Below are 20,727 nucleotides of genomic sequence, written 5' to 3' on the forward strand. Positions count from 1 at the left end.
ACACGGAAGTTAAGCTCGTTTCTGCCGAAAATACTTGTCTGGAGACGGACCGGGAAGATAGGTAGTGCCTACACAAAACAGGACAGTCAGTTGGCTGTCCTGTTTTTCTACTTCAATAAGCGGGATGATGGTATGGATGAAGTAATTTCTATTTGTAAACTGGCTATAGAGTGTATTGTCAACGGGAATTATGGAGTATTGAAAGAGAAAAACGCACTTACCAGGGTAGCAGCCCAAGATATCCAGCGTGTTTTATCGGAGTATAACCCAGATATGATGCCGGTTATGCCGCCGGATGATTATTTTGAGCAGGCACCTTATATTGGCGAATACCGGGATGGCTCCGGCTGGTATGTCGATATTGATCTCTGGTATCCTTCTGGTCAGAGCGATTTGACGTTGCAGCTTGATATTAGGAAAAATCAGAGTCAGTTAGCCTTTATTATTGATGATATCCGTGTGATGTAATGGCGAAAACGTCTTGCAATACCGCAAATCAGTGAGTATCGTATCCGGTGTAAGTGTTACCACCAGGCTGTGGCCGTCCCAGGTAAAGCCGTGCTTCTCATAGAACCGCCGGGCGCGGTCATTCTCCCGGAGGACGTAGAGGAAACAGCCGGGATACCCCGCCGCACTCAGACGGCGGAGGACTTCCTCCATCACAACAGAGCCGTACCCCTGTCCCCAGCAGTCCGGATGGGCGTAGAGGGAGACCAGCTCCCCCCAGGCGGCCAGGTCGGGGGAGCTGAAATCGCAGATGGTGTCCCCGGCGGACTGATCCACCCGAGCGGGGCCGTAGGTGGCACAGCACAGGGGCTGCTCCCCGTTATACAGCAGAAGGCCGTGATAGCGGCCCTCCCCGTAGTTTTGACGGAAAACCGGGACCCAGCGCTCGTCAGTGATCTCCCGGGCCATGTAATCGGCGGGGATGCTGTCCCGGTAGGCGGCCCGCCAGCCCAGGGCGTGTAGGAGGGACATGTCCCGAAAATGCTGTTCCCTACAGGCATCGACAATTTGTAATTGCTCCATAAAAATCACCTCATAAAGAAAGTGGACGGCCGAGGCCGTCCATTATTTTATCCCAATCTGACGATTTGTTCAATGGGCAGGGAGCACAGCGCTGCCTGGGCCTCACTGCGCAGGCCGTGTTCGGTGTTGATGGCCTCCATAATGGGGGCACGCAGGTCGGTGGGAACTACAATAGCTACAATATCCCGTTCTTCGGTCAGCTCCACCTCATAGGCCTGTTCCAGCTCCTTGCGGCCGGACAGACGGCCGCGGATGACCGTGCCGCCCCGGGCTCCGTGGGCCTTGGCAGTGGACATGACGTCGTCAGTGCAGCCCCGGGCGCACACCACCAAAATCAGGCTGTTTTCAGTTCGTTCCATGTTCTCCCCCTCTTTTTCCTTTAAGCTTTCGGCGTGATAGGCGGCCAGATTGGCCACCAGACTGTTCAGGCCCGATATGGGGACCGAGACCACAATCCCGGCGCCCCCGGTATGTCCGCGGAGCTCATTGTCCAGGTCGTGGAACAGCTTGTTGGCCGCAGAGGCGGCGGCAAAGCTGATCAGCACGTCCTTTTCGCTGGAACCCAGGCCCAGGATGTCCATAATTTCTGAGGTTGCGGTACCCTTTCCGGCGCATTGGATGTGAATGGGCACATATCGCTTACGGTACAGCTTTAGCATAGCGGCGCCCTGGCCCCGCTCCACAATGGAGAGGATCAGCTTCATTGATTCCATTATTACCTCTCCTCTCAGTCGAAATAGAGGACCGTGTCCTCCACCCGCTCCATACGGGAGCGCAGGCGGCGGCGGGCCAGCTTGTGGTGGATGACACTGGACAGACCCATCACCTGGATGGTCACCAGAGGCGTCATGGCCACCATGGCCACAATACCAAAGGCGTCGGTCATCATGTTGCCTCCCAGGGCGTGGCAGGCGCCCTGAGCAAAGGGGAGCAGGAAGGTTGCGGTCATGGGGCCGCTGGCAACGCCGCCGGAGTCGAAGGCGATACCGGTGAAGATGTCAGGCACCAGAAATGTAAGCCCCAGGGAGATGGCATAACCGGGCACCAGCAGCCAGAAGATATTCAGTCCAGTGAGCACCCTCACCATGGCCAGACCAACTGAGACGCACACGCCAATGGACATAGCCAAACCCATAGCCCGCTGGGAGATGGAGCCGTTGGAGACCTCCTCCACCTGTTTGGTGAGAACGGATACCGCAGGCTCCGCTTTGACAATGTAATAGCCAATCAGCATGCCGATAGGCACCAGCAGCCATTTACGCGCGTCCATAGCAATGGTGGCTCCAATAAGCTGGCCGGCGGGCATAAAGCCCACATTGACCCCGCATAAAAAGAATACCAGCCCCAGATATGTATACAGCAGGCCGGCCGCGATACGCATCAGCTGGCTGCGCCGGAAGTGGCGGGTAATGGCCTGAAAGATGAGAAACAGTCCGGCAACCGGAAGCAGAGCCATGGCCACCTCGTTCAGATAGGTGGGGAAGGACTCCACAAAGTACCGGGCGGCCTGGGCGGTGGTGGAGATGGTGGGGATAACGCTGAGATGGGAGGCCGCCTCAGTGGGCTTGTAGATGATCCCCAGCAGCAGCACGCACAGGATGGGGCCAATCGAGCACAGGGAGATCAGGCCAAAACTATCGCTGGAGGAGTTCTTGTCGCTGCGGGTGGAGGCGATGCCCAGACCCAGAGACATGATGAAGGGAACTGTAATGGGGCCGGTGGTAACCCCTCCGGAGTCGAAGGAGACAGGGATAAAGTTGCCGGGGGCCAGGAAGGCCAGGACGAAAACGGCGAAATACAGCACCAGCAGCAGACGCCGCAGGGGAACGCCAAACCGGATGCGCAGGGTGGCCCCCACAAGAAAGAGGCCCACTCCCACTGCCACCGTGACAATCAGCACCGTGCTGTTGATGGCGGGCACCTGCTTGGAGAGCACCTGGAGGTCTGGCTCCGCCATGGTGGTGAGAACGCCCAGCAGAAAATAGACCACAATGGGAACGATCAGATGCTTGTTTTTACTGATGGTAACGCCCACGCCCTCCCCCATGGGGATCATGGACATGTCCACTCCCAGGGTAAACAGGCCCATGCCGCCCACAAGCAGAATGGCGCCAAAGAGAAACAGGACCAGGGTGCCCGGGTCCAGAGGGGCAATGGTGATAGACAGCAGAAAGACAATGGCGGTGATGGGGAGGACAGAGGCCATAGATTCCTGGATCTTCTCCACCAGCTTTTTATTGAGACGCAAGGGCCTCCACTCCTTTCAGGCAGGTAATACCATTATACCGGAGGCGGCGGGGACTTCATAGGGCTTTTACAAAATCTTTATGCCCCCCGGATTTTTTTAACATATGCCGCCTGTTGAACACAGAAACCATTTTAGGAGCTGTAGGGTGGGGCGACCACGGCGAATCGTTCGCAAAAGCTGCCAACCAGCGGCGGACCGGGTCGTCCCGCCCTACAAATGGTAGCAACTCTGATGATTGCTATAGTTGAAAATTAAGGATTGTAATTTGGCTGAGAAAGAAATATAATAGGGGGAGAAGCTTGGGCACAAGCAAAAGGAGGATACAGGAAATGGCTATGGAATATAGAAACCTGATGGAGGACATTGTCCTGCAAAATTTGGACTCGGTTATGGCGGCGGGGGGCGGCTGTACCTGCGACGCCTGCAAATCAGACGTGGTGGCCTACACGCTGAACCACCTGACGCCCCACTATGTGGCCACCCGGCAGGGCCGGCTGATGGTGAAGCTGCAAAGCTACGAGCTGCAGTCCAGGGCTGACGTGGTGGCGGCCATCAGTGAGGCGGCAGTTATGGTCGCCAAGGCCCCCCGGCACGGACGGGAGTAACATATGTGTTCGCCCCGCTTGTATGAGCGGGGCGGATTTTTTTACCGCAGAAACAGCCGCAGCAGGGCCTCCTTCGCCGGGGTATAGGGGGTGTACCGGATGGGCAGGTCAATGAGGGTGGATTTTTTTACAATGCTTTTCCGGTGGGAGAAGGTGTCAAAGCTGGCCTTGCCGTGATAGCTGCCCATGCCGCTGTCCCCCACGCCGCCAAAGCCCATGCGGCTGGTGGCCAGATGGATCATGGTGTCGTTGATACAGCCCCCACCGAAACAGGCCTGGCGCAGGAACAGCTGCTGGGTGCTTTTGTCCTGAGAGAACAGGTACAGGGCCAGTGGGCGGGGCCGGTCGTTGACAAAGTTCAGCGCCTCCTCCACCCGGTCAAAGGTGAGCACCGGGAGCACCGGGCCGAAGATTTCTTCCAGCATGACGGGATCGTCCGGGGAGACGCGGTCTAAAATGGTGGGCTGGATTTTCAGCGTGTCCGGGTCCCCCTTGCCGCCAAAGACCACCTTGTCGGGGTCAATAAGGCCCATGACCCGGCGGAAGTGCTTTTGGTTGACCATGCGGACATAGCCCTCATTGTCCAAGGGATTTTTGGCGTACAGGACGGTGACCCACCGCTTCACATAGGCCAGAAAGCGGTCTTTCACCCGGCGGTCAATCAGCAGGTAGTCCGGGGCCACGCAGGTCTGGCCGCAGTTGAGCAGCTTGCCGAAAACCAGCCGCTTGGCCGCCAGCTCCAGCCGGGCGGTCCGGTCCACAACGCAGGGGCTTTTCCCGCCCAGTTCCAGAGTGACGGGGGTGAGGTGGACCGCCGCCTTCGCCATCACCTCCCGGCCCACCGCCGCCCCGCCGGTGAAGAAGATGTAGTCGAATTTCTGATCCAGAAGGGCCTGGTTTTCCTCCCGGCCGCCCTCTACTACGGCGGCATACTCCGGCGGGAAGCACTCTGCCACAATCTCCCGGATGACTGCGGAAGAGGCAGGGGAGTAGGCCGACGGCTTGACCACGCAACAGTTCCCGGCGGCGATGGCCCCGATCAGCGGCTCCATGGTGAGCAGGAAGGGGTAGTTCCAGGGGGACATGATGAGCACCACCCCATAGGGCTCCGAGACGGTGAAGCTCCGGGCGGGGAATTGGGCCAGGGGGGTGAGGTGGGGCCGGTCCTTCATCCAGCGGGCCAGCCGCCGTTCCACGAAGGTCAGCTCTGACAGGGTGAGCCCCACCTCGCACATGTAGCTCTCGGCGGGGGACTTGTTCAGGTCGGCTTTGAGGGCGGCGGTAATGTCCGTCTCATGGGCTTTCATGGCCGCTCTCAGCCTCTGTAAGGCTCCCCGGCGGGCGGACAGGGGCAGGGTGGCCCCGGTCTTGAAATAGGCCCTCTGAGCTGTGACCAGCGCTTGGATATCCATGGAGCGTCCCTCCTTTTTTTCAGCATACCATAAAAATTCCCCACCGTCAAAAATTTCTCTTGACAAAGTTCGTACAGCTGAGTATTATATTTTTAACAGTACTATATTTTTAACATTAGCGAACGGAGGAATGATGTATGAAGCATCCCAAGTCCCTGACCCGTGAACAGTATTTGAAACAATTCAGCCGGGCGGTGCGGTGGCGTCTGCCGCCCCAGGAGTCGGAGGACACCATTGCCGACTACCGGGAGCTGATCTTCCAGCCGGAGCGGGACGAGAGCAAGCTGGTGGAGGAGCTGGGCGCACCCGTCCAGGCCGCCCACCTGCTCACCGACGTGAAAACCTACCGCCGCTGGCTGGCGGTGTTCGCCGTCCTGGCCTTCGGGTTGTTCCTGTTGGCCAAGTGGGCCTGGACGGGGATGACAGTCACCACCGGTTTTTTCTCATACTCCAATGTGTGGTATCCCGTGTGGGTCATGGCAGCGGGACTGCTTCTGTCCCTGTACTGGTTTCGGCGGCACGGGCAGAAGAGCGGCATCGTTTCCAAATGGCTGATCCTGGCTCTGGCTGTTGTGCTGATTATGGGGTGCGGAGTTCTGTATGAAATTTGGAATGTCACAGGAATTCCCATTTATGAGCAGCTGACAAGTCACACCTCGCGGCACAGGCAGGATGTGATTTTGTTAATCACGGCGATGATGTATATAGGGGTGTTTTCCGCCTTGGCCGCTTTGGTTGGGCTGGTGCTGGCCAGGTGCCAGGACCGCCGCTGGCTGGCCCTGTATATCCTGGGGCTTACGGTGGCGGCAATGATCGGATTTGTGACTTTCAACATGAAACGCATGGACCTCTCCATGCCTGATGCGCATGAATTTCGGACCTATCTGTTTATCCAGCTTTCCCTTATGGGCACGGCGGGCCTGATCGGAACGGGGGTGGCACTGTGCTGAAGAAGGACCTGCTGGAGCTGTGTCTGCTCCAACTGCTGGCAGGGGGCGACAAGTACGGCTATGAGGTGCTCACCCCCCTCCGGGCTGCCTTTCCGGATACCCAGGAGAGCGCCATCTACGCCCTGCTCCGGGGGCTGGGCAAAGCAAAGCTCACCACCTGGTATATGGCCCCCGGCGGCGGCGGACCGGACCGGAAATACTACCAGCTCACCTCCGCCGGCCAGGCGCGTCTGGCCGCCCTCCAGGAGGACTGGCGCCACATGCGGGACGCCATCGCCTCCTTTGGCGTGGAGTAAAAAAGCCTCCCTTTCCCGGAGAGAACCGCAGAGAAGTGCTCCAGGGGGAAGGAAGTTGTTCACAAAACATTAAGGATTCTCTGGTTGCAAAAAAGTCCCGTATGATGTAAAATATACCGATTCTGTCTTTTAGAGGAGGTGGGCGTTCTGGAGGAGAAAAACAGCGCGGCCAAAACGGTCAGCTTTGTTATGGTGGTCACGCTGATCGGCAAGGTGCTGGGTCTGTACCGGGACCGGCTGCTGGCCGTCCACTACAGCACCGGCCCCGCCGCCAACGCCTTTTTTACCGCCAGCCGGATTCCCCGGGTGTTTTTCGACGCGGTGTTTGCCTCCGCCATTGCCGCCTGCTTTATCCCGGTGTTCAGCGAGTACCTGGAGAAAAAGGGAAAAAAAGAGGCCTTCCGCTTTGCGGGAAGCTTTATCACCATCATCGCCCTGCTCACCGGGGCTCTCACCCTGGTGGGGATGGCCTTCCCCCAGCCCCTGGTGGCCCTCTTCGCCGACTACTCTGACCCCCAGACCACCGCGCTGGCCGTCTCGCTCACAAGGGTGATGTTCCCGACGGTGCTCTTCTCCGGAATTGCCTTCTCCCTGGTGGGAGTGCTCCAGGCCCAGGACCATTTTACCGCCCCCGCCCTTATGTCGGCGGTGTCCAATCTGGTAATCATCCTCTACTTCTTTACGCTGGATGCCCGGCTGGGTATTTTCGGCCTGGCGGGAGCCTATCTGCTGGGCTGGCTGCTCCAGGGGGTCATCCAGGTTCCGCCCCTGGCCCGGCTGGGCTTTGGTTACCGGCCCGGTCTGGACTTCCGGTCTGAGGGGATGAAAAAGGTTTTGGCCCTCATGGGCCCGGTGATGGTGTCTACCTGGGTACAGCCCATCAACCAGGCTATCAACGGCCGGTTCGGCTCCCGGCTCTACGGCGGCGCGGGGATGTCCGCCCTGGAGTACGCCTCCAACTTGTATCTGGTGATCGCGGGCACCTTCATCCTGTCGGTTACCAACGTGATTTTCCCAAAGCTGTCCCGGCTCACCGCCGGGGGAAAAGAGGGGGAGTTTCAGGAAACCATCCGTCAGACCCTGCGTATCTGCCTGTTTTTGGTGCTGCCCATGTCGGCGGGGCTGATGGCAGTGGCCCGGCCCCTCATTTCCCTGATCTACGGCGGGGGGGAGTTTGACGCCTTTTCCGCCGGAATTACCTCCACCGCCCTGAGCTGGATGGCCCTGGGCATGGCGGGCTACGCCGTGCAGAACATTCTCAGCCGGGCCTATTTCGCCAGACAGCAGGGACGGGTGCCCCTGGTGGCGGGCGGGGTGTCCATTTTGGTGAACGCGGTGTTGTGCCAGCTTATGACCGGGCGGTTTCTGGTGGCCGGACTGGCCCTGTCCTCGGCGGTGTCCGCCACGGTGTACGCCCTGCTCCTCCTTCTGCCCCTGCAGCGGGGCGGGGAGAAGATTCTGGAGGGCTCCGCCCTGCTGGACATGGTAAAAATGCTCCTGGCCGCTGCCGTGATGGGGGCGTGCGTGTGGAGTGTGCTGGGGGTACTGCCCGCTCTGCTCCCCGGCGGGAAATTGGGGGAGCTGCTCTGCCTGGGGCTGTGCGCCGGACTGGGCGCGGCGCTGTACTTCCTCCTGGCCCTCCTGCTGAGGGTGGATGAGGCCAAGCTGGTGGTATCGCTGGTGCGGAGAAAATCCCAGTAAAGAGTGCTCTCTCAGAGAGGGAATTTCACCGTGCGGTCCTGGACCGCTATTTATCCCGAAACGAGGTTACGCTATGGAACGAGCAAAAGAAATCCTGAATGGCAGCTGGCTGTGGCGGGTGCTGATGGCCCTGTGCCTGTGGTGCGGGGAGCAGTGGCAGGCCAGCGGCGTGGTCCAGTGGTTCCTCCACCCCCGGGGGTGGAACCGGGGCGCGTCGGAGAGCAGTGTATTCTACAGGCTGTGGGCCTGGGTTCGGAACGGGCTGTGCCGGCTGTACCGGATACTGGGGCTGGACAGGCTCTTTGCGGGCAGTGTGTTTACCAGAACCTGGTTCTGGTGCATGATGCCGGTGGTCTTTGCCCCTTTGTTCCCCACTATGGCGGTGCTGGGTATGGCAGCGGTGGGCTACTGCTCCCTGCTGCTGGGGCTGGTGCGGGATAAGATGCGCATGCTGGCTTGGTCCCCCATCAACCGCTATGTAATTCTCTACGCCGCCGTCTATATGGCGGGGACCCTGTTCTCTGTCAACCTGAGCTCCAGCTTAAAGCCAGGACTGCTCAGCGTGGCCTTTATCCTGTTCGCGGTGGTGCTGTACAACGCTGTCACCAACCGCAATCAGCTGGACACCCTGCTCACCTTTATGGTGATTGCGGCGGCGGCGGTGTCCGCTTATGGCATTTTGCAGTATATCTTTGGCTGGGGCTACCAGTCCGCCGCCTGGGTGGACAGCGACATGTTCTCCGACATCAGCTTTCGGGTGCCCTCCACCCTGGACAACCCCAATATGTTGGGGCAGTATCTGATTTTGACCATCCCCATTGGCGGGGCCAAGCTGCTGTCAGCCAAGGACTGGTTCGGCCGGGTGTTCTACTTTATCTGTTGCGCTTTGATGTGCGTGTGCATGCTGCTCACTATGTCCCGGGGGGCCTGGCTGGGCCTGCTCTTTGCCGGGGCGGCCTTTGTGATTTTGCTCAACCCCCGGTTTATCCTGCTGATTCCGGTGGTTCTGGCGGCGCTGTGGTTTGTTTTGCCCGACACCGTCATTAACCGCTTTGCCAGCATTGGCAACCTGTCCGACGCGTCCACCTCCTACCGGGTGTATATCTGGATGGGCACCCTGGCCATGCTGAAAAACTACTGGCTGTGCGGTATCGGCCCCGGGGCGGACGCCTTTAACATGGTCTACCCCGCCTACAGCTTTAACGGCATTGCCGCCCCCCATTCCCACAACCTGTTTTTGCAGATTGTGTGCGACGCGGGCATTGCGGCCCTGGCGGTCTTTGTGATTTTGCTGTTTGTCTACTTCCGCATGATGTGCGCCGCCATCAGCCGTGAGCACGACTGGTCCAGCCGGGTCCACCAGATTGCCTTTACCTCCGGGGTATTCGGCTTCATGGTCCAGGCCATGACGGACTACTCCTTTTACAACTACCGGGTGCTCTTTTTGTTCTGGACCTATCTGGCCCTGGGCGCCCTGTGTACCCGGCGGCGCCGTCTGCCCGAGGGGAGGCTGCTGGCTTGATACGAGTGCTGAATGTCATCAGCGACACCAATATCGGCGGCGCGGGCCGGGTGATCCTCAACTACCTGCGGTATTCCAACCGGGACCGATTTGAGACCTGGGTGGCCCTGCCCAGGAACAGCCTGCTCAGGCCCGCCCTGGAGGAGGCGGGGGCGCAGCTTGTGGAGGTGGACGGCATGGCCGACCGCTCCTACCACAGGGAGGACGTGAAGCAGCTCCGGAACGTGATGAAGGAGCTGAAACCGGACATTGTCCACACCCACGGCTGTCTGTCCGGCCGGATTGCCGCCAAAAGGTGCAAGATACCGGCGGTGTACAGCCGCCACTCCGCCTTTCCCGTCCCGGCCAAACTGCGCTGTCCCCCCGGGCGGTGGGTGAACAAATTTGTCAACGAGCACTACGCTGACCGGATCATAGCCGTCAGCCCCGCCACACGGGATAATCTGACTGAAGGGGGCATTTCCCCCCGAAAGATCACCGTGGTGATGAACGGCGCGGCCCCTGTGCCCCAGACCTCCCCGGAGGAGCGGGCGGCCCTGAGAAGGGAGCTGTCCATCCCGGCGGGGGACACCGTCTTCGGCATCCTGGCCCGGCTGGAGGACTACAAGGGCCATCTGCATCTGGTGGAGGCCGTCCGCATGCTCAAGGAGCGGGGACGGGAGGATTTCACCGTCCTTGTGGCCGGAACGGGGCCCTTCCAGGGGACGCTGGCCCAGGCGGTTCAGGACGCCGGGGCGGCGGACCGGATGAGACTGCTGGGCTTCCGCTCCGACGTGCCCAGGCTGCTGAATATTCTGGACGTGCAGCTCAACTGCTCCTACGGCACCGAGGCCACCTCCATGGCTCTGCTGGAGGGAATGAGCCTGGGGCTTCCCACCATTGCCAGCGGCTACGGCGGCAACCCCTACGTCATTGAGGACGGAAGCACCGGCCTGATCTTCCCCAGCCGGAACGCCGCCGCCCTGGCGGAGGCCATGGAGCGGCTGATGGACAGGCCCGAGGAGCGGGCCAGGATGGGCGCCAACGCCCGAACATGTTATGAGGAGCGCTTTACCGGCGAGGTTTTCGCCCGAAATACAGAGAATATCTACCTGGATATCCTGAAAGGAGCCAAATAATGGAACAAAACACACCAAAATTCCGCCTGAAACTGAACCTCTTTGACGGCATAGTCCTGATACTGGCCCTGGGAGCGGCAGCCTTTCTGCTTTGGCGGACCATGAAACCGGCTGTCCCCGCTCAGGCCGGCCCCGCCGCCACCTCCACAGTCCGGTATACTGTCCGCTTCCAGCGGTGGATTCCGGGCACCAGCGGCATAATCCAGCCTGGAGACCAGATTGCCGACAACATCAAAAACTATGAGATCGGCCAGGTGGTGTCCGTTCAGGCGGTGCCCTCCAGGATGCAGGTGACCGACCAGGAGAGCCGCCGCTGGGTCTGGGCGGAGATGGAGGGCATGGAGGACGTGCTGGTTACCATAGAGGCCCCCTGCGTGGTCAGCGACGCTGCCATCACTGTGGGCGGCGGCTATGAGGTCCGGGCGGGCAGCCTGGGCTACTTCCGGGGCGAGGGCTATATGGGCAGCGGCCCCATTGTGGCAGTTGAGGAGGTGCAGGGATGAAGATGATAGACCGGAACGGACGTCTTTTTGGCAAAATCAGCGTGATTGACGTGCTGGTGATTCTGGTGGTGCTGGTTATGGCGGCCGCCCTGTACTTTAAAAACATCCAGACCCACACCGGTACGGCGGTTACGGAACAGACCATCACCTTCCAGGTGCGGGCCCGGGGGGTGGACAACTTTGTGGCCGACGCCATTGTGGTGGGGGATGGCCTTTATGACCAGAGCTACTCCAGCGGCGGCCGGGCTTTGGGCGAGATTACCGACATACAGGTGGAGCGGGACCCCGGCACCAAGCTGGCCGACAGGCTTACCGACGGCACCGCCGGCCTGCTGGAGGCGGAGGACACCGTGGATCTGATTATCACCGTAAAGGGGTCGGGGCTGATTACCGGCAAGAGCTACTCCATCAACCGGGTCTATGATCTGGGGATCAACTCCTCCCGGAACTACTGCACCCAGCGGGCGGACTTTACCGGAATGGTGATTGCGATTGACTGAGGATATGCCATAGGGGCGCACACCGTGCGCCCCTATGTGCGATTGGGAGGGAACACCATGAAGATCATGATGGCTACCATGGGCCTGGACATCGGCGGGGCGGAGACCCACATTGTGGAGCTGGCCAAGGAGCTGAAGCACCGGGGCCACGACGTGCTGATTGTCTCCAACGGCGGCGTCTATGTGCCGGAGGTAGAGGCGGCGGGCATCCGCCACTACGCGGCCCCCCTCAACCAGCGCAGCGTAACGGCCATGAACCGGGCCCGGGGAGTCCTGCGGAGGGTCATCACCGAAGAGCGGCCCGACGTGGTCCACGCCCACGCCCGTATCCCCGCCTTTTTGTGCGGACTGCTGAAAAAACGGATGAAATTCGCCTTTGTCACCTCCTGCCACGGGGTGTATCAGGTGAGCGGGGCGCTGAAGCTGCTGTCCAACTGGGGGGAGCACACCCTGGCCGTGTCGGAGGATATCCGGGACTATCTGATGGAGCAGTACGGCATTCCTCCAGAACAGATTACCCTCACCATCAACGGGATTGACACAGAGAAGTTCTCACCGTCGGTGTCCGGAGAGGCGGTCCGTCAGGAGCTGGGGCTGGGGGATGCCCCGGTGGTGGGCCATGTCAGCCGCCTGGACCAGGCCGCCTCCCACACTGCCCGGCAGCTCATTGCCCTGGCCCCACGGCTGTCGGAACGGATTCCGGGGATACGGGTGCTTATTACCGGCGGCGGCGGCGTCTATGAGGAGCTGTCTGCCCAGGCCAGGGAGGTCAACAGGGCGCTGGGCCGGGAGTGCCTTACTCTCACCGGGCCCCGCACTGACGTCAACCGCCTGGTGGCCGCCTGCGATCTGTTTGTGGGGGTGTCCCGGGCGGCGCTGGAGGCCATGGCCGCGGAAAAACCGGCGGTGCTGTCCGGAGCCCAGGGACACACCGGGCTGTTTACCCAGTCGCTGCTGGACAAGGCGGTGGACACCAATTTTTGCTGCCGTACCGACCCTGTTTCCAACGAGGACCAGCTTTTTGAGGAGATTACCGCCGCTCTGGCCCTGCCTCCGGAGCAAAAAAGGGAGTTGGGGGCCTACGGCCGCCAGGTGGTCCAGGAGCGGTACTCCGTCAGCCGCATGGCGGAGGACTGCCTGTCTGCCTACGCCAAGGTGCGGCGGAAAAAGTACCGGGTGGTGATGAGCGGCTACTACGGCTTTGGCAATGCCGGGGACGACGCCATTTTGGACTCCATCCAGCAGGCGGTCCGGGCCGCCAGTGACGACGTGTCGGTGACTGTGCTGTCCAACGACCCGGAGCTGACGAAAAAACAGTATGGTCTGGATGCCATCCCCCGGTTTCGGGTGCTGCGAGTCTTTTCCGCCCTGAGAGAGGGGGACGTGCTGCTGTCCGGAGGGGGGAGCCTGCTTCAGGACACCACCTCCACCCGGTCGCTGCTGTACTATTTGTCGGTAATCCGCTGCGCCCAGTGGCTCCACAAGCCGGTGATGCTCTACGCCAACGGCATTGGCCCGGTGCGCAAGCCGGCCAACCGCCGCCGGGTGAGGCATGTGGTGGAGCGGGCCGCCCTGGTCACTCTGCGGGACCACGCCTCCGCCCAGGAGCTGGTCCAGATGGGCATCACCCGTCCCGCCCAGGTCACCGCCGACCCGGTGTTCCACCTGGAGCCCGCCGGGGAGGAGCGCTCCCGGGCGCTGCTGGCCGGGACAGGTCTGCCCCAGGGGCGGCCCTTTGTGGCGGTGTCTGTCCGGGACTGGCCCAACACAGGGGACTTTTTCGCCCAGCTGGCCGGGCTGTGCTGTCATCTGCGCCGGAAGCACAAGCTGGAGGTGCTGTTCTTGCTGATGCAGCCTGAGCGGGACCGGCAGGCCACTGCCCAGGTGCGGGCGCTGATGGAGGAGCCCTCCTATGTGCTGGATGTCCCCACCACCCCGAGAGAGCTGATGGGGGTGCTGGGCCAGGCCCAGCTGTGCCTGGCCATGCGGCTGCACACCCTGATTTTTGCCGCCCGGATGGCGGTGCCCGCTATGGGCTTGGTCTACGATCCCAAGGTGGCCAGCTACCTGGAGGAGCTGGACCTGCCCGCCGCAGGGGATGTGGAGGCCTTTGACGGCCTGGAGGCCGTCCGCCGGGCGGACGCCCTGATGGAACATTACAACGCCGTGCTGGCCCGCCTGCGGGAGAAGTCCGCCCAGCTCACCCGGGCCGCCGGGGAGAACGAGCGGCTGCTGCTGGAGCTGTTGGAGAGCTCAAAAAGATGAAACAACAAATGAAAAAATTGACTTTGATCTGTATGCTGACCATAGCTCTGGCCCTTCCCTCCTGCGCCCCGGCGGCGGAGGAGGCCCGCCTCACCGTGGTCTGCACCACCTATCCCATCTATTTGTTCGCCTCCTCCATCACCCAGGGGGTGGAGGGGGTGGCGGTGGAGCGGCTGGACACGGGGAGCACCAGCTGCCTGCACGACTACACCCTGTCTATGGCGGACATGAAGAAGCTGGAACGGGCCGACATGATCGCCATCAACGGCGCGGGGCTGGAGGAGTTTTTGGAGGACGCCCTGGCCGCCTCCGACGCGGTGGTCATTGACTGCTCCGAGGGGATCGAGCTGCTGGAGAACCTGTCCCACCACCACGAGGACGGGGAGGAGGACCACGACGGCCACGACCACGGCCACTGGGATCCCCACTACTGGATGGACCCGGCCAACGGCAGGATCATGGCGCGCAACCTGTTGGACGGCATTGCCGCGCAGGACTCAGACCACCTGGAGGAATATGTGGGTAATTTTTGGCACGCCGACGGGGTTTTGCTCTCCTGTGAGACTTCAATCCAAAATCTGATGATGGAATTCCGGCCTCGGATGGGGGAGTTTCCCGGTTTGATTACCTTCCACGATGGCTTTCAGTATTTTGCCCGGGCCTGTGATGTGCCCTTGCTGGCCGCCATTGAGGAGGAGGCGGGCAGTGAGGCCAGCGCCCGTGAGATTGTGGAGATCACTCAGCTGGTGAAGGAATACAATATCCCGGTGATTTTCACCGAGGTCAACGGCTCTGACGCCACAGCAAAGGCTATCTCCCGGGAGACCGGGTGCCAGATTGCTCAGCTGTCTATGGTGATGGACGGCCCTATGGAGTCCGACGACCTGGATACCGGCCTGCTGAATCACTATTTCGCGTTGTATCAAAACGCGGTGACCATGATTAACGGGTTTGCCGGAGAAAGTGTGGTGCCCAAGGGATGAGAAAAATCAAACACGGAAAGCTGTCCGCCGGATGTGAGGACAGCTGCTGCCTCAAGCTGGAGGCTCTGAACGTCCAGCTCCAGGGGGACTCCATTCTGGAGGACGTGTCCTTCCACCTCCACTGCGGGGAAATTGTGGCCCTGATCGGCCCCAACGGGGCGGGCAAGTCCACATTGTTCCGCAGCATTCTGGGCCAGACGGGCTACAGAGGGAAAATTACCTTCTCTCCGGCCGGCGGGCCGGCCATCCGGCTGGCCGACGGGGGGCTTACCGGCGGGACCCGGCCCCTGGTGGGCTATGTCCCCCAGGCCCCCAGCTTTGACCGGGGGGACCCGGTGTCGGTGCTGGACTTCTTCACTGCCGCCACCGCCAGATGGCCGGTGTGGCTGCCTGTACCCCGAAAGTACCGGGATCGAGCCGCCGCCTGCCTGGCCCGGGTCCACGGGGAGGACCTGCTGGACCGACCTATGGGAGGGCTGTCCGGGGGCCAGCTCCAGCGGGTGCTGCTGGCCCTGGCCCTGGAGCCGGTGCCCCACATCCTCATTCTGGACGAGCCGCTGTCCGGGGTGGATATCGAGGGGGAGCACCAGCTGCTGGACATGCTGGATGAGCTGCGCACCCAGTACGACCTGTCCATCTTTCTGTCCACCCACGACTTTGCCACCCTGGGGCAGTTTGCCGACAAGGTCATTCTCCTCAACCGCCGGGTGCTCAAGTCCGGTCCCCCGGACGAGGTGCTGTCCTCTCCGGAATTTTATGAGACCTTCCACCTGCGGATGGGAAAGGGGGGAGCGGAATGAATATCTGGTACGCTCTGGTGGACCTGCTGCCCTTTGAGTGGGCCCAGCCGGGGTCTATGTTCTTCATGAAAAATGCCCTGCTGGCGGTGCTGGTTATCACCCCCCTGTTTGGTATTTTGTCCACCATGGTGGTCCACAGCCGCATGTCCTTCTTCTCCGACGCCCTGGGCCACTCCGCCTTTACCGGAATGGCCATTGGGGCACTGTGCGGCTTTCACGAGCCCACCTGGGCGGCGGTGGTTTTCGCGATTTTCTTTGCTTTGCTGTTCAACCTGGTCAAGCGCCGCTCCGCCCTGGCCAGCGACACGGTGATCGGTGTGTTTTCCTCCACCGCCGTGGCCCTGGGCATCTTCCTGTCCACATTGAACGGGCGGTCCTTTACCCGGTTTAATGCCCTGCTGGTGGGGGATATCCTGTCTGTGGAGCCGGCCAAGGTGGGGCTGCTGGCCTTGATTTTGCTGCTGGTGGTGGGGCTGTGGCTGGCCTCCTTCAACCAGCTGATGCTCTCCGCCGTCCACCCCGCTCTGGCCGACAGCCGGGGGGTGCGGGTGTTCTGGCAGGAGACGGTGTTCTCCATGGCTATCGCCGTAGTGGTTACCCTGTCCATGACCTGGGTGGGATTGCTGGTCATCAACTCCCTGCTGGTCCTGCCCGGCGCCGCCGCCCGGAACGTGGCCAGGAATATGTGGCAGTACCACCTGTTCTCCCTGCTGGGAGCCATCCTGGCTGGGGTCGCCGGACTGATGACCTCCTACTACGCCGGCGGCTCCGCCGGCGCAGCCATCACCCTGTATCTGGCTGTGTGGTTTGCGTTGACCTTCTTGGTGTGGAAAAAGTAAAAGCAAGATGGCGCTATGCTGAGAGCATAAGAACAGCAAAAAGCGGTTGGGTCCAGTTTATAGCAATCATCAGCAGGGGCGGCCTGTGGCCGCCCGCCTGTCACAGGCTATGAAACCGTCACCGGGAAAGGTGGCGGTTTCAACTTTAAAAAGGCCGCGGTAGAGCAAAAAATCTACAGCGGCCTTTTCTTTAGTCCTCAATATCCACTAGAATGTTGTCCGTTCCGTGCTCCTCAAACTCGGCAATATAGGCGTCGATACGGCTGGTGAGCTCGGCGTAGTTGCTCTCGTCAATAGGGGCGTCGTCCATGTCCCGGCGGGCCAGGTCTTCAGCCAGGATGTCGAAAAACACATTGTTTTCATACTCCACAATGGCCTCGTGGATGCCCCCCTCCACAAAGGCCCGGGAGGGGATCACCTCGCCCTGATACAGCTCAGCCAGCTGGGGCATGCCCTCCAGGGCGGCCCGGCTGAACAGCAGACTTTCCACCTGGTCGTAATCGGCAAAGCGCTGGTCGCCCCGGGTGGAGTTCAAGATCCAATTTCCAATGTACACCAGGTCCAGCAGACGGCGAAATTGCTTTTTGTTCAGTTCCAAATTCATCACGGACTCCACCTCTCCAAAAATAAAGTCGTTCATATAGCATTATAGCCTCCATTTTGTATTTGTCAAATGGAGAAACAAGGCAATTTTACTTGTTTTTTCAGGCAAAATGACATACAATAAAATAGCCGCTTTACATAGAGGGCCAAAGTGTGTATAATACCTCAGACTGACCCGGGGCTTTGGGGTTTTCCCCCGGCCCCAATCTGACTGAGTATTGGAGGTCCCCCTATGGAAAAGGAAGTGGTCATCTCCATCAAGGGAATGCAGACATACGAGGGCACGCCCCCCGATATCATTGAGCTGGTCACCGAGGGCCGGCTGGTTCGGGACGGCAGCAGCTATACCCTGTCCTATCAGGAGAGTGAGCTCACCGGTCTGGAGGGCACCCTGACCACCATCCAGGTGGACGGGGAACAGGTTACCCTGATGCGGGTAGGCGAGTTCAACTCCCAGCTGGTGTTCCAGGAGGGGCGCCGGCATTTGTCCATGTACAATACACCATATGGCGCAATGACCATTGGGGTGAATACCCGCCATCTGCTGGCCGAGCTGAACGACCAGGGGGGCGACATTGAGGTTGACTACTCCGTGGAGGTAGACCACGCCCTGACCGGCCGCAACATCTTCCGCATCAACGTGAAGGAGGCGGAGAGGGGCACAGGGAGCTTGAAGCAGTAACGGCAGGGGCGCGTATTGTCCGCCCCCGCACACATAAAGAATGAGGTGCAAAAGATGACAAATATGATCCAGGCCGCCAAGGACCAGGTGGCCGCGCTGACCAAGGCGGCCTATGAGAAAGCCGCCGCCGCTGACGCTCTGCCCGCCGGCGTCCAGGTGAACACCACCATTGAGATTCCCAAGGATACCGCCCACGGGGACTACGCCTCCAACTTTGCCATGGCGGGGGCCAAGGCAATACGCATGGCCCCCCGGCAGATTGCCCAGACCATTGTGGACAATCTGGAGCTGGAGGGCAGCTATTTCAGCAAGGTGGAGATTGCCGGCCCCGGCTTTCTCAACTTCACCCTGGGTCCCCGGTGGTACGGGGAGGTGCTGGGCACCATTGAGCGGGAGGGGGCGGACTACGGCTCCGGCAATGAGGGCGCAGGGCGGAAGGTGATGGTGGAGTTTGTCTCCGCCAACCCCACCGGCCCTATGCACATGGGCAACGCCCGAGGGGGCGTGCTGGGGGACACCCTGGCCAACGTCCTGACCCGGACCGGATGGAACGTGTGGCGGGAGTTCTACGTCAACGATGCAGGCAACCAGATCAACAAGTTCGCCCGATCCATTTACGCCCGGTATATGCAGATTGTGCTGGGAGAGGACGCGATTCCCTTCCCCGAGGACGGCTACCAGGGGGGGGACATTAAAGAACTGGCCCAGGCTTTCTATGAGGAAGTGGGGCCCGACTATAAAAATGAGCCGAAGGACGACGCGCTGTTCACTATGGCCCAGTTCGGCCTGGAGCGGAACATCCCCAAGATGAAAGAGGACCTGAAAAAGTACGGCATCGAGTACGACCAGTGGTACATGGAGTCCTGGCTCCACGACCGGGGGTTTGTGGCCGACACGGTGGGGCTGCTGACAGAAAAGGGCTGGACCTACGAGAAGGACGGCGCTCTGTGGCTGAACACCACCGAATTGCTGAAGAAAAAGTACCTGGCTGAGGGCAAAACCCAGGAGCAGGTGGATAAGCTGGACCTGAAGGACGACGTGCTACGCCGGGCCAATGGCTTTTACACCTACTTTGCCGCCGACATCGCCTACCACCGCAACAAGCTGGAGGAGCGCAAGTTTGACCTGGTCATCAACATCTGGGGGGCCGACCACCACGGCCATGTGGCCCGCCTCCAGGCCGCTCTGGACGGTCTGGGCCTGGACGGCTCCCACCGGCTGGTGATTGTGCTGATGCAGCTGGTCAACCTGCTTCAGGACGGCAAGCCGGTGCGTATGTCCAAGCGGACGGGCAAGGCCATTGCCCTCCACGACCTGCTGGACGAGATCAGCGTGGACGCTGCCCGGTACTACTTCAACAATCGGACCCCCTCCAGTCCTCTGGACTTCGACCTGGACCTGGCCGTCCGCCAGGACAGCGAGAACCCGGTGTACTACGTCCAGTACGCCCACGCCCGCATCTGCTCGCTGATTGCCCGCATGCAAGAGAGCGGGGCCGCAGTATGCGCCGCCCAACAGGTGGAGGCCTGCGTCCTCACTCAGCCCGAGGAACTGGCCCTGATTAAGTCCCTGGCCCAGTACCCGGAGGAGCTCCATCTGGCCGCCCGGGACTATGATCCCAGCCGCATCAACCGCTATCTCACCGCTCTGGCCGGAGATTTTCACCGCTTTTATAACGCCTGCCGGTGCATGGTTGATGACCCCTGCCTCCAGGCCGCCCGCCTCAAGCTGGCCGACACAGTACGGGCCGTCCTGGCCAACGGCCTGGGCCTGCTGGGGGTGTCCGCGCCGGAGAAGATGTAAAACCTGCCCCACTGCGGCGAAAAGAGCCCCTTCACAAAGGGAGGCTTTCCCCCTGCGGGGGGACGGGAGATAGAGGAACGAAGATGGAATTTAATTTGACCTCCTTAGAACACACTCTGCAAACCCGTGCTCCCGGCCTGATGGACTCCCGCCGCGCCTATGCGGTGCTGGTCCCCCTGGTGGAGCGGGAGGGGGAGCTGTGCCTGCTTTACGAGGTCCGTGCCAAAACCCTGCGCCGCCAGCCGGGGGAGGTCTGCTTTCCCGGGGGGCGGATGGAGGCGGAGGAGACCCCGGAGGAGTGCGCCCTGCGGGAGACCTGGGAGGAGCTGGCCATCCCCTCCGGGGCAGTGAGGCTGGTGGGCCGGCTGGACTTTATCGCCCACCGGGCCAACTTCCTGATGCAGCCCGTTTTAGGTGTGGTGGACAGCGGGGCGTTGGAGCGGATGGTCCCCAGCACCGCCGAGGTGGACGAGGTGTTTTTTGTCCCTATGTCCTATCTGCTTACACATCCCCCCATTGAGTATACCTACGAACTGATCCCCACTCCGGCGGAAAATTTTCCCTATGAGGTGATTGGAATCCCCAGAGACTACAGGTGGCAGAAAGGGAGCGAGAACGTCCCTGTCTACCCCTGGAAGGGCCGCGCCATCTGGGGCCTGACCGGACGGATTACCCGGAATTTGATACAAATATGTAAGACCCCCGGCTGAGCCGGGGGTCTTGTCTTATGTCTTTTCGGCTTCCGCCCTTTCCTTGAGCGCCTTGATGGCGAAGTCCAGGGCGGGAATGGATTTGGCGGTGCAGTACTGCTTCATGTTTTGAAGCTCACGGATGGCCTCCTTTGCGGTCATATCTCTCATAGCGCTCA

Annotated in this window: 22 protein-coding genes; 16 read left to right on the forward strand and 6 right to left on the reverse strand. The window is 60.7% G+C overall.

Features of this window, described 5'->3' with window-relative positions; all coding sequences use genetic code 11:
• On the forward strand, nucleotides 1-468 hold a 468-nt coding region (locus NFS22_RS02245), incomplete at its 5' end, for a DUF7668 domain-containing protein (protein WP_251316146.1).
• On the opposite strand, the gene NFS22_RS02250 is transcribed toward NFS22_RS02245, so the two are convergent.
• From NFS22_RS02250 to NFS22_RS02260, 3 genes are read right to left on the reverse strand one after another with little or no spacing between them, the layout of a single operon-like run.
• Nucleotides 433-1,029: a GNAT family N-acetyltransferase gene (locus NFS22_RS02250; protein ID WP_251316147.1), complete on the reverse strand. Its 597-nt coding sequence runs from the start codon at nucleotides 1,027-1,029 to the stop codon at nucleotides 433-435. The genes NFS22_RS02245 and NFS22_RS02250 overlap by 36 nt on opposite strands.
• Nucleotides 1,030-1,076: 47 nt before the next feature.
• Nucleotides 1,077-1,742 (reverse strand): hypothetical protein, encoded by a 666-nt coding sequence (locus NFS22_RS02255; protein ID WP_251316148.1) that lies wholly within the window; start codon nucleotides 1,740-1,742, stop codon nucleotides 1,077-1,079.
• A gap of 14 nt (nucleotides 1,743-1,756) precedes the next feature.
• A complete protein-coding gene (locus NFS22_RS02260) occupies nucleotides 1,757-3,235 on the reverse strand; it encodes a DUF1538 domain-containing protein (RefSeq protein WP_420908830.1) in 1,479 nt (492 codons plus the stop codon).
• 371 nt (nucleotides 3,236-3,606) lie between these two features.
• Between NFS22_RS02260 and NFS22_RS02265 the strand changes: the two genes are divergently transcribed.
• Complete coding sequence (locus NFS22_RS02265; protein ID WP_251316150.1) at nucleotides 3,607-3,882, forward strand: late competence development ComFB family protein; 276 nt, start codon at nucleotides 3,607-3,609, stop codon at nucleotides 3,880-3,882.
• Nucleotides 3,883-3,923: 41 nt separating this feature from the next.
• Here the strand turns inward: NFS22_RS02265 and NFS22_RS02270 are convergent, their stop codons facing one another.
• Nucleotides 3,924-5,348: an aldehyde dehydrogenase gene (locus NFS22_RS02270; protein WP_277614737.1), complete on the reverse strand. Its 1,425-nt coding sequence runs from the start codon at nucleotides 5,346-5,348 to the stop codon at nucleotides 3,924-3,926.
• A gap of 83 nt (nucleotides 5,349-5,431) precedes the next feature.
• Between NFS22_RS02270 and NFS22_RS02275 the strand changes: the two genes are divergently transcribed.
• The 11 genes from NFS22_RS02275 to NFS22_RS02325 all read left to right on the forward strand — a co-directional run bounded on the left by NFS22_RS02275 (nucleotide 5,432) and on the right by NFS22_RS02325 (nucleotide 16,771).
• The gene (locus NFS22_RS02275) at nucleotides 5,432-6,244 is read left to right on the forward strand and encodes a DUF1700 domain-containing protein (RefSeq protein ID WP_251316152.1); all 813 of its coding nucleotides are present in this window, start codon (nucleotides 5,432-5,434) and stop codon (nucleotides 6,242-6,244) included.
• Nucleotides 6,238-6,540, forward strand: a complete 303-nt coding sequence (locus tag NFS22_RS02280; RefSeq protein ID WP_251316153.1) for a PadR family transcriptional regulator — start codon at nucleotides 6,238-6,240, stop codon at nucleotides 6,538-6,540. The genes NFS22_RS02275 and NFS22_RS02280 overlap by 7 nt, the downstream gene beginning before the upstream one ends.
• Before the next feature lie 138 nt (nucleotides 6,541-6,678).
• Nucleotides 6,679-8,241, forward strand: coding sequence for a murein biosynthesis integral membrane protein MurJ (murJ, locus tag NFS22_RS02285; protein ID WP_251316154.1), 1,563 nt, complete (start codon nucleotides 6,679-6,681; stop codon nucleotides 8,239-8,241).
• A gap of 73 nt (nucleotides 8,242-8,314) precedes the next feature.
• Nucleotides 8,315-9,763 (forward strand): O-antigen ligase family protein, encoded by a 1,449-nt coding sequence (locus tag NFS22_RS02290; RefSeq protein WP_251316155.1) that lies wholly within the window; start codon nucleotides 8,315-8,317, stop codon nucleotides 9,761-9,763.
• Between the two features lie 5 nt (nucleotides 9,764-9,768).
• The gene (locus NFS22_RS02295; protein ID WP_251316424.1) at nucleotides 9,769-10,881 is read left to right on the forward strand and encodes a glycosyltransferase family 4 protein; all 1,113 of its coding nucleotides are present in this window, start codon (nucleotides 9,769-9,771) and stop codon (nucleotides 10,879-10,881) included.
• Nucleotides 10,881-11,384 (forward strand): DUF4330 family protein, encoded by a 504-nt coding sequence (locus NFS22_RS02300; protein ID WP_251316156.1) that lies wholly within the window; start codon nucleotides 10,881-10,883, stop codon nucleotides 11,382-11,384. Before NFS22_RS02295 ends, NFS22_RS02300 begins: the two co-directional genes overlap by 1 nt.
• Nucleotides 11,381-11,884: a DUF4330 domain-containing protein gene (locus NFS22_RS02305; protein WP_251316157.1), complete on the forward strand. Its 504-nt coding sequence runs from the start codon at nucleotides 11,381-11,383 to the stop codon at nucleotides 11,882-11,884. Before NFS22_RS02300 ends, NFS22_RS02305 begins: the two co-directional genes overlap by 4 nt.
• 57 nt (nucleotides 11,885-11,941) lie before the next feature.
• Nucleotides 11,942-14,149: a polysaccharide pyruvyl transferase CsaB gene (csaB, locus tag NFS22_RS02310; protein ID WP_251316158.1), complete on the forward strand. Its 2,208-nt coding sequence runs from the start codon at nucleotides 11,942-11,944 to the stop codon at nucleotides 14,147-14,149.
• The gene (locus tag NFS22_RS02315) at nucleotides 14,146-15,132 is read left to right on the forward strand and encodes a metal ABC transporter substrate-binding protein (RefSeq protein ID WP_251316159.1); all 987 of its coding nucleotides are present in this window, start codon (nucleotides 14,146-14,148) and stop codon (nucleotides 15,130-15,132) included. Before csaB ends, NFS22_RS02315 begins: the two co-directional genes overlap by 4 nt.
• The gene (locus tag NFS22_RS02320; RefSeq protein WP_251316160.1) at nucleotides 15,129-15,932 is read left to right on the forward strand and encodes a metal ABC transporter ATP-binding protein; all 804 of its coding nucleotides are present in this window, start codon (nucleotides 15,129-15,131) and stop codon (nucleotides 15,930-15,932) included. Before NFS22_RS02315 ends, NFS22_RS02320 begins: the two co-directional genes overlap by 4 nt.
• Nucleotides 15,929-16,771, forward strand: a complete 843-nt coding sequence (locus NFS22_RS02325) for a metal ABC transporter permease (protein ID WP_251316161.1) — start codon at nucleotides 15,929-15,931, stop codon at nucleotides 16,769-16,771. Before NFS22_RS02320 ends, NFS22_RS02325 begins: the two co-directional genes overlap by 4 nt.
• 190 nt (nucleotides 16,772-16,961) lie before the next feature.
• Here the strand turns inward: NFS22_RS02325 and NFS22_RS02330 are convergent, their stop codons facing one another.
• Nucleotides 16,962-17,411, reverse strand: a complete 450-nt coding sequence (locus NFS22_RS02330; protein ID WP_251316162.1) for a hypothetical protein — start codon at nucleotides 17,409-17,411, stop codon at nucleotides 16,962-16,964.
• A 195-nt stretch (nucleotides 17,412-17,606) separates the two neighbouring features.
• On the opposite strand from NFS22_RS02330, the gene NFS22_RS02335 reads away from it, so the two are divergent.
• The 3 genes from NFS22_RS02335 (at nucleotide 17,607) to NFS22_RS02345 (ending at nucleotide 20,569) form a co-directional block, all read left to right on the forward strand.
• Nucleotides 17,607-18,056 (forward strand): YwiB family protein, encoded by a 450-nt coding sequence (locus NFS22_RS02335; protein WP_251316163.1) that lies wholly within the window; start codon nucleotides 17,607-17,609, stop codon nucleotides 18,054-18,056.
• Nucleotides 18,057-18,110: 54 nt separating this feature from the next.
• On the forward strand, nucleotides 18,111-19,859 hold the full coding sequence (argS, locus tag NFS22_RS02340) for an arginine--tRNA ligase (RefSeq protein WP_251316164.1): 1,749 nt from the start codon (nucleotides 18,111-18,113) through the stop codon (nucleotides 19,857-19,859).
• An 83-nt stretch (nucleotides 19,860-19,942) separates the two neighbouring features.
• Nucleotides 19,943-20,569 carry an NUDIX hydrolase gene (locus tag NFS22_RS02345; protein ID WP_251316165.1) on the forward strand — a complete coding sequence of 209 codons (627 nt, stop codon included), beginning with the start codon at nucleotides 19,943-19,945 and terminating at the stop codon, nucleotides 20,567-20,569.
• 15 nt (nucleotides 20,570-20,584) lie between these two features.
• On the opposite strand, the gene NFS22_RS23665 is transcribed toward NFS22_RS02345, so the two are convergent.
• Nucleotides 20,585-20,719: a hypothetical protein gene (locus NFS22_RS23665; RefSeq protein ID WP_277614733.1), complete on the reverse strand. Its 135-nt coding sequence runs from the start codon at nucleotides 20,717-20,719 to the stop codon at nucleotides 20,585-20,587.
• Nucleotides 20,720-20,727: the final 8 nt, after the last annotated feature.

Source organism: Flintibacter muris (genome assembly GCF_943192995.1).
Taxonomy (GTDB): Bacteria; Bacillota; Clostridia; order Oscillospirales; family Oscillospiraceae; genus Lawsonibacter; species Lawsonibacter muris.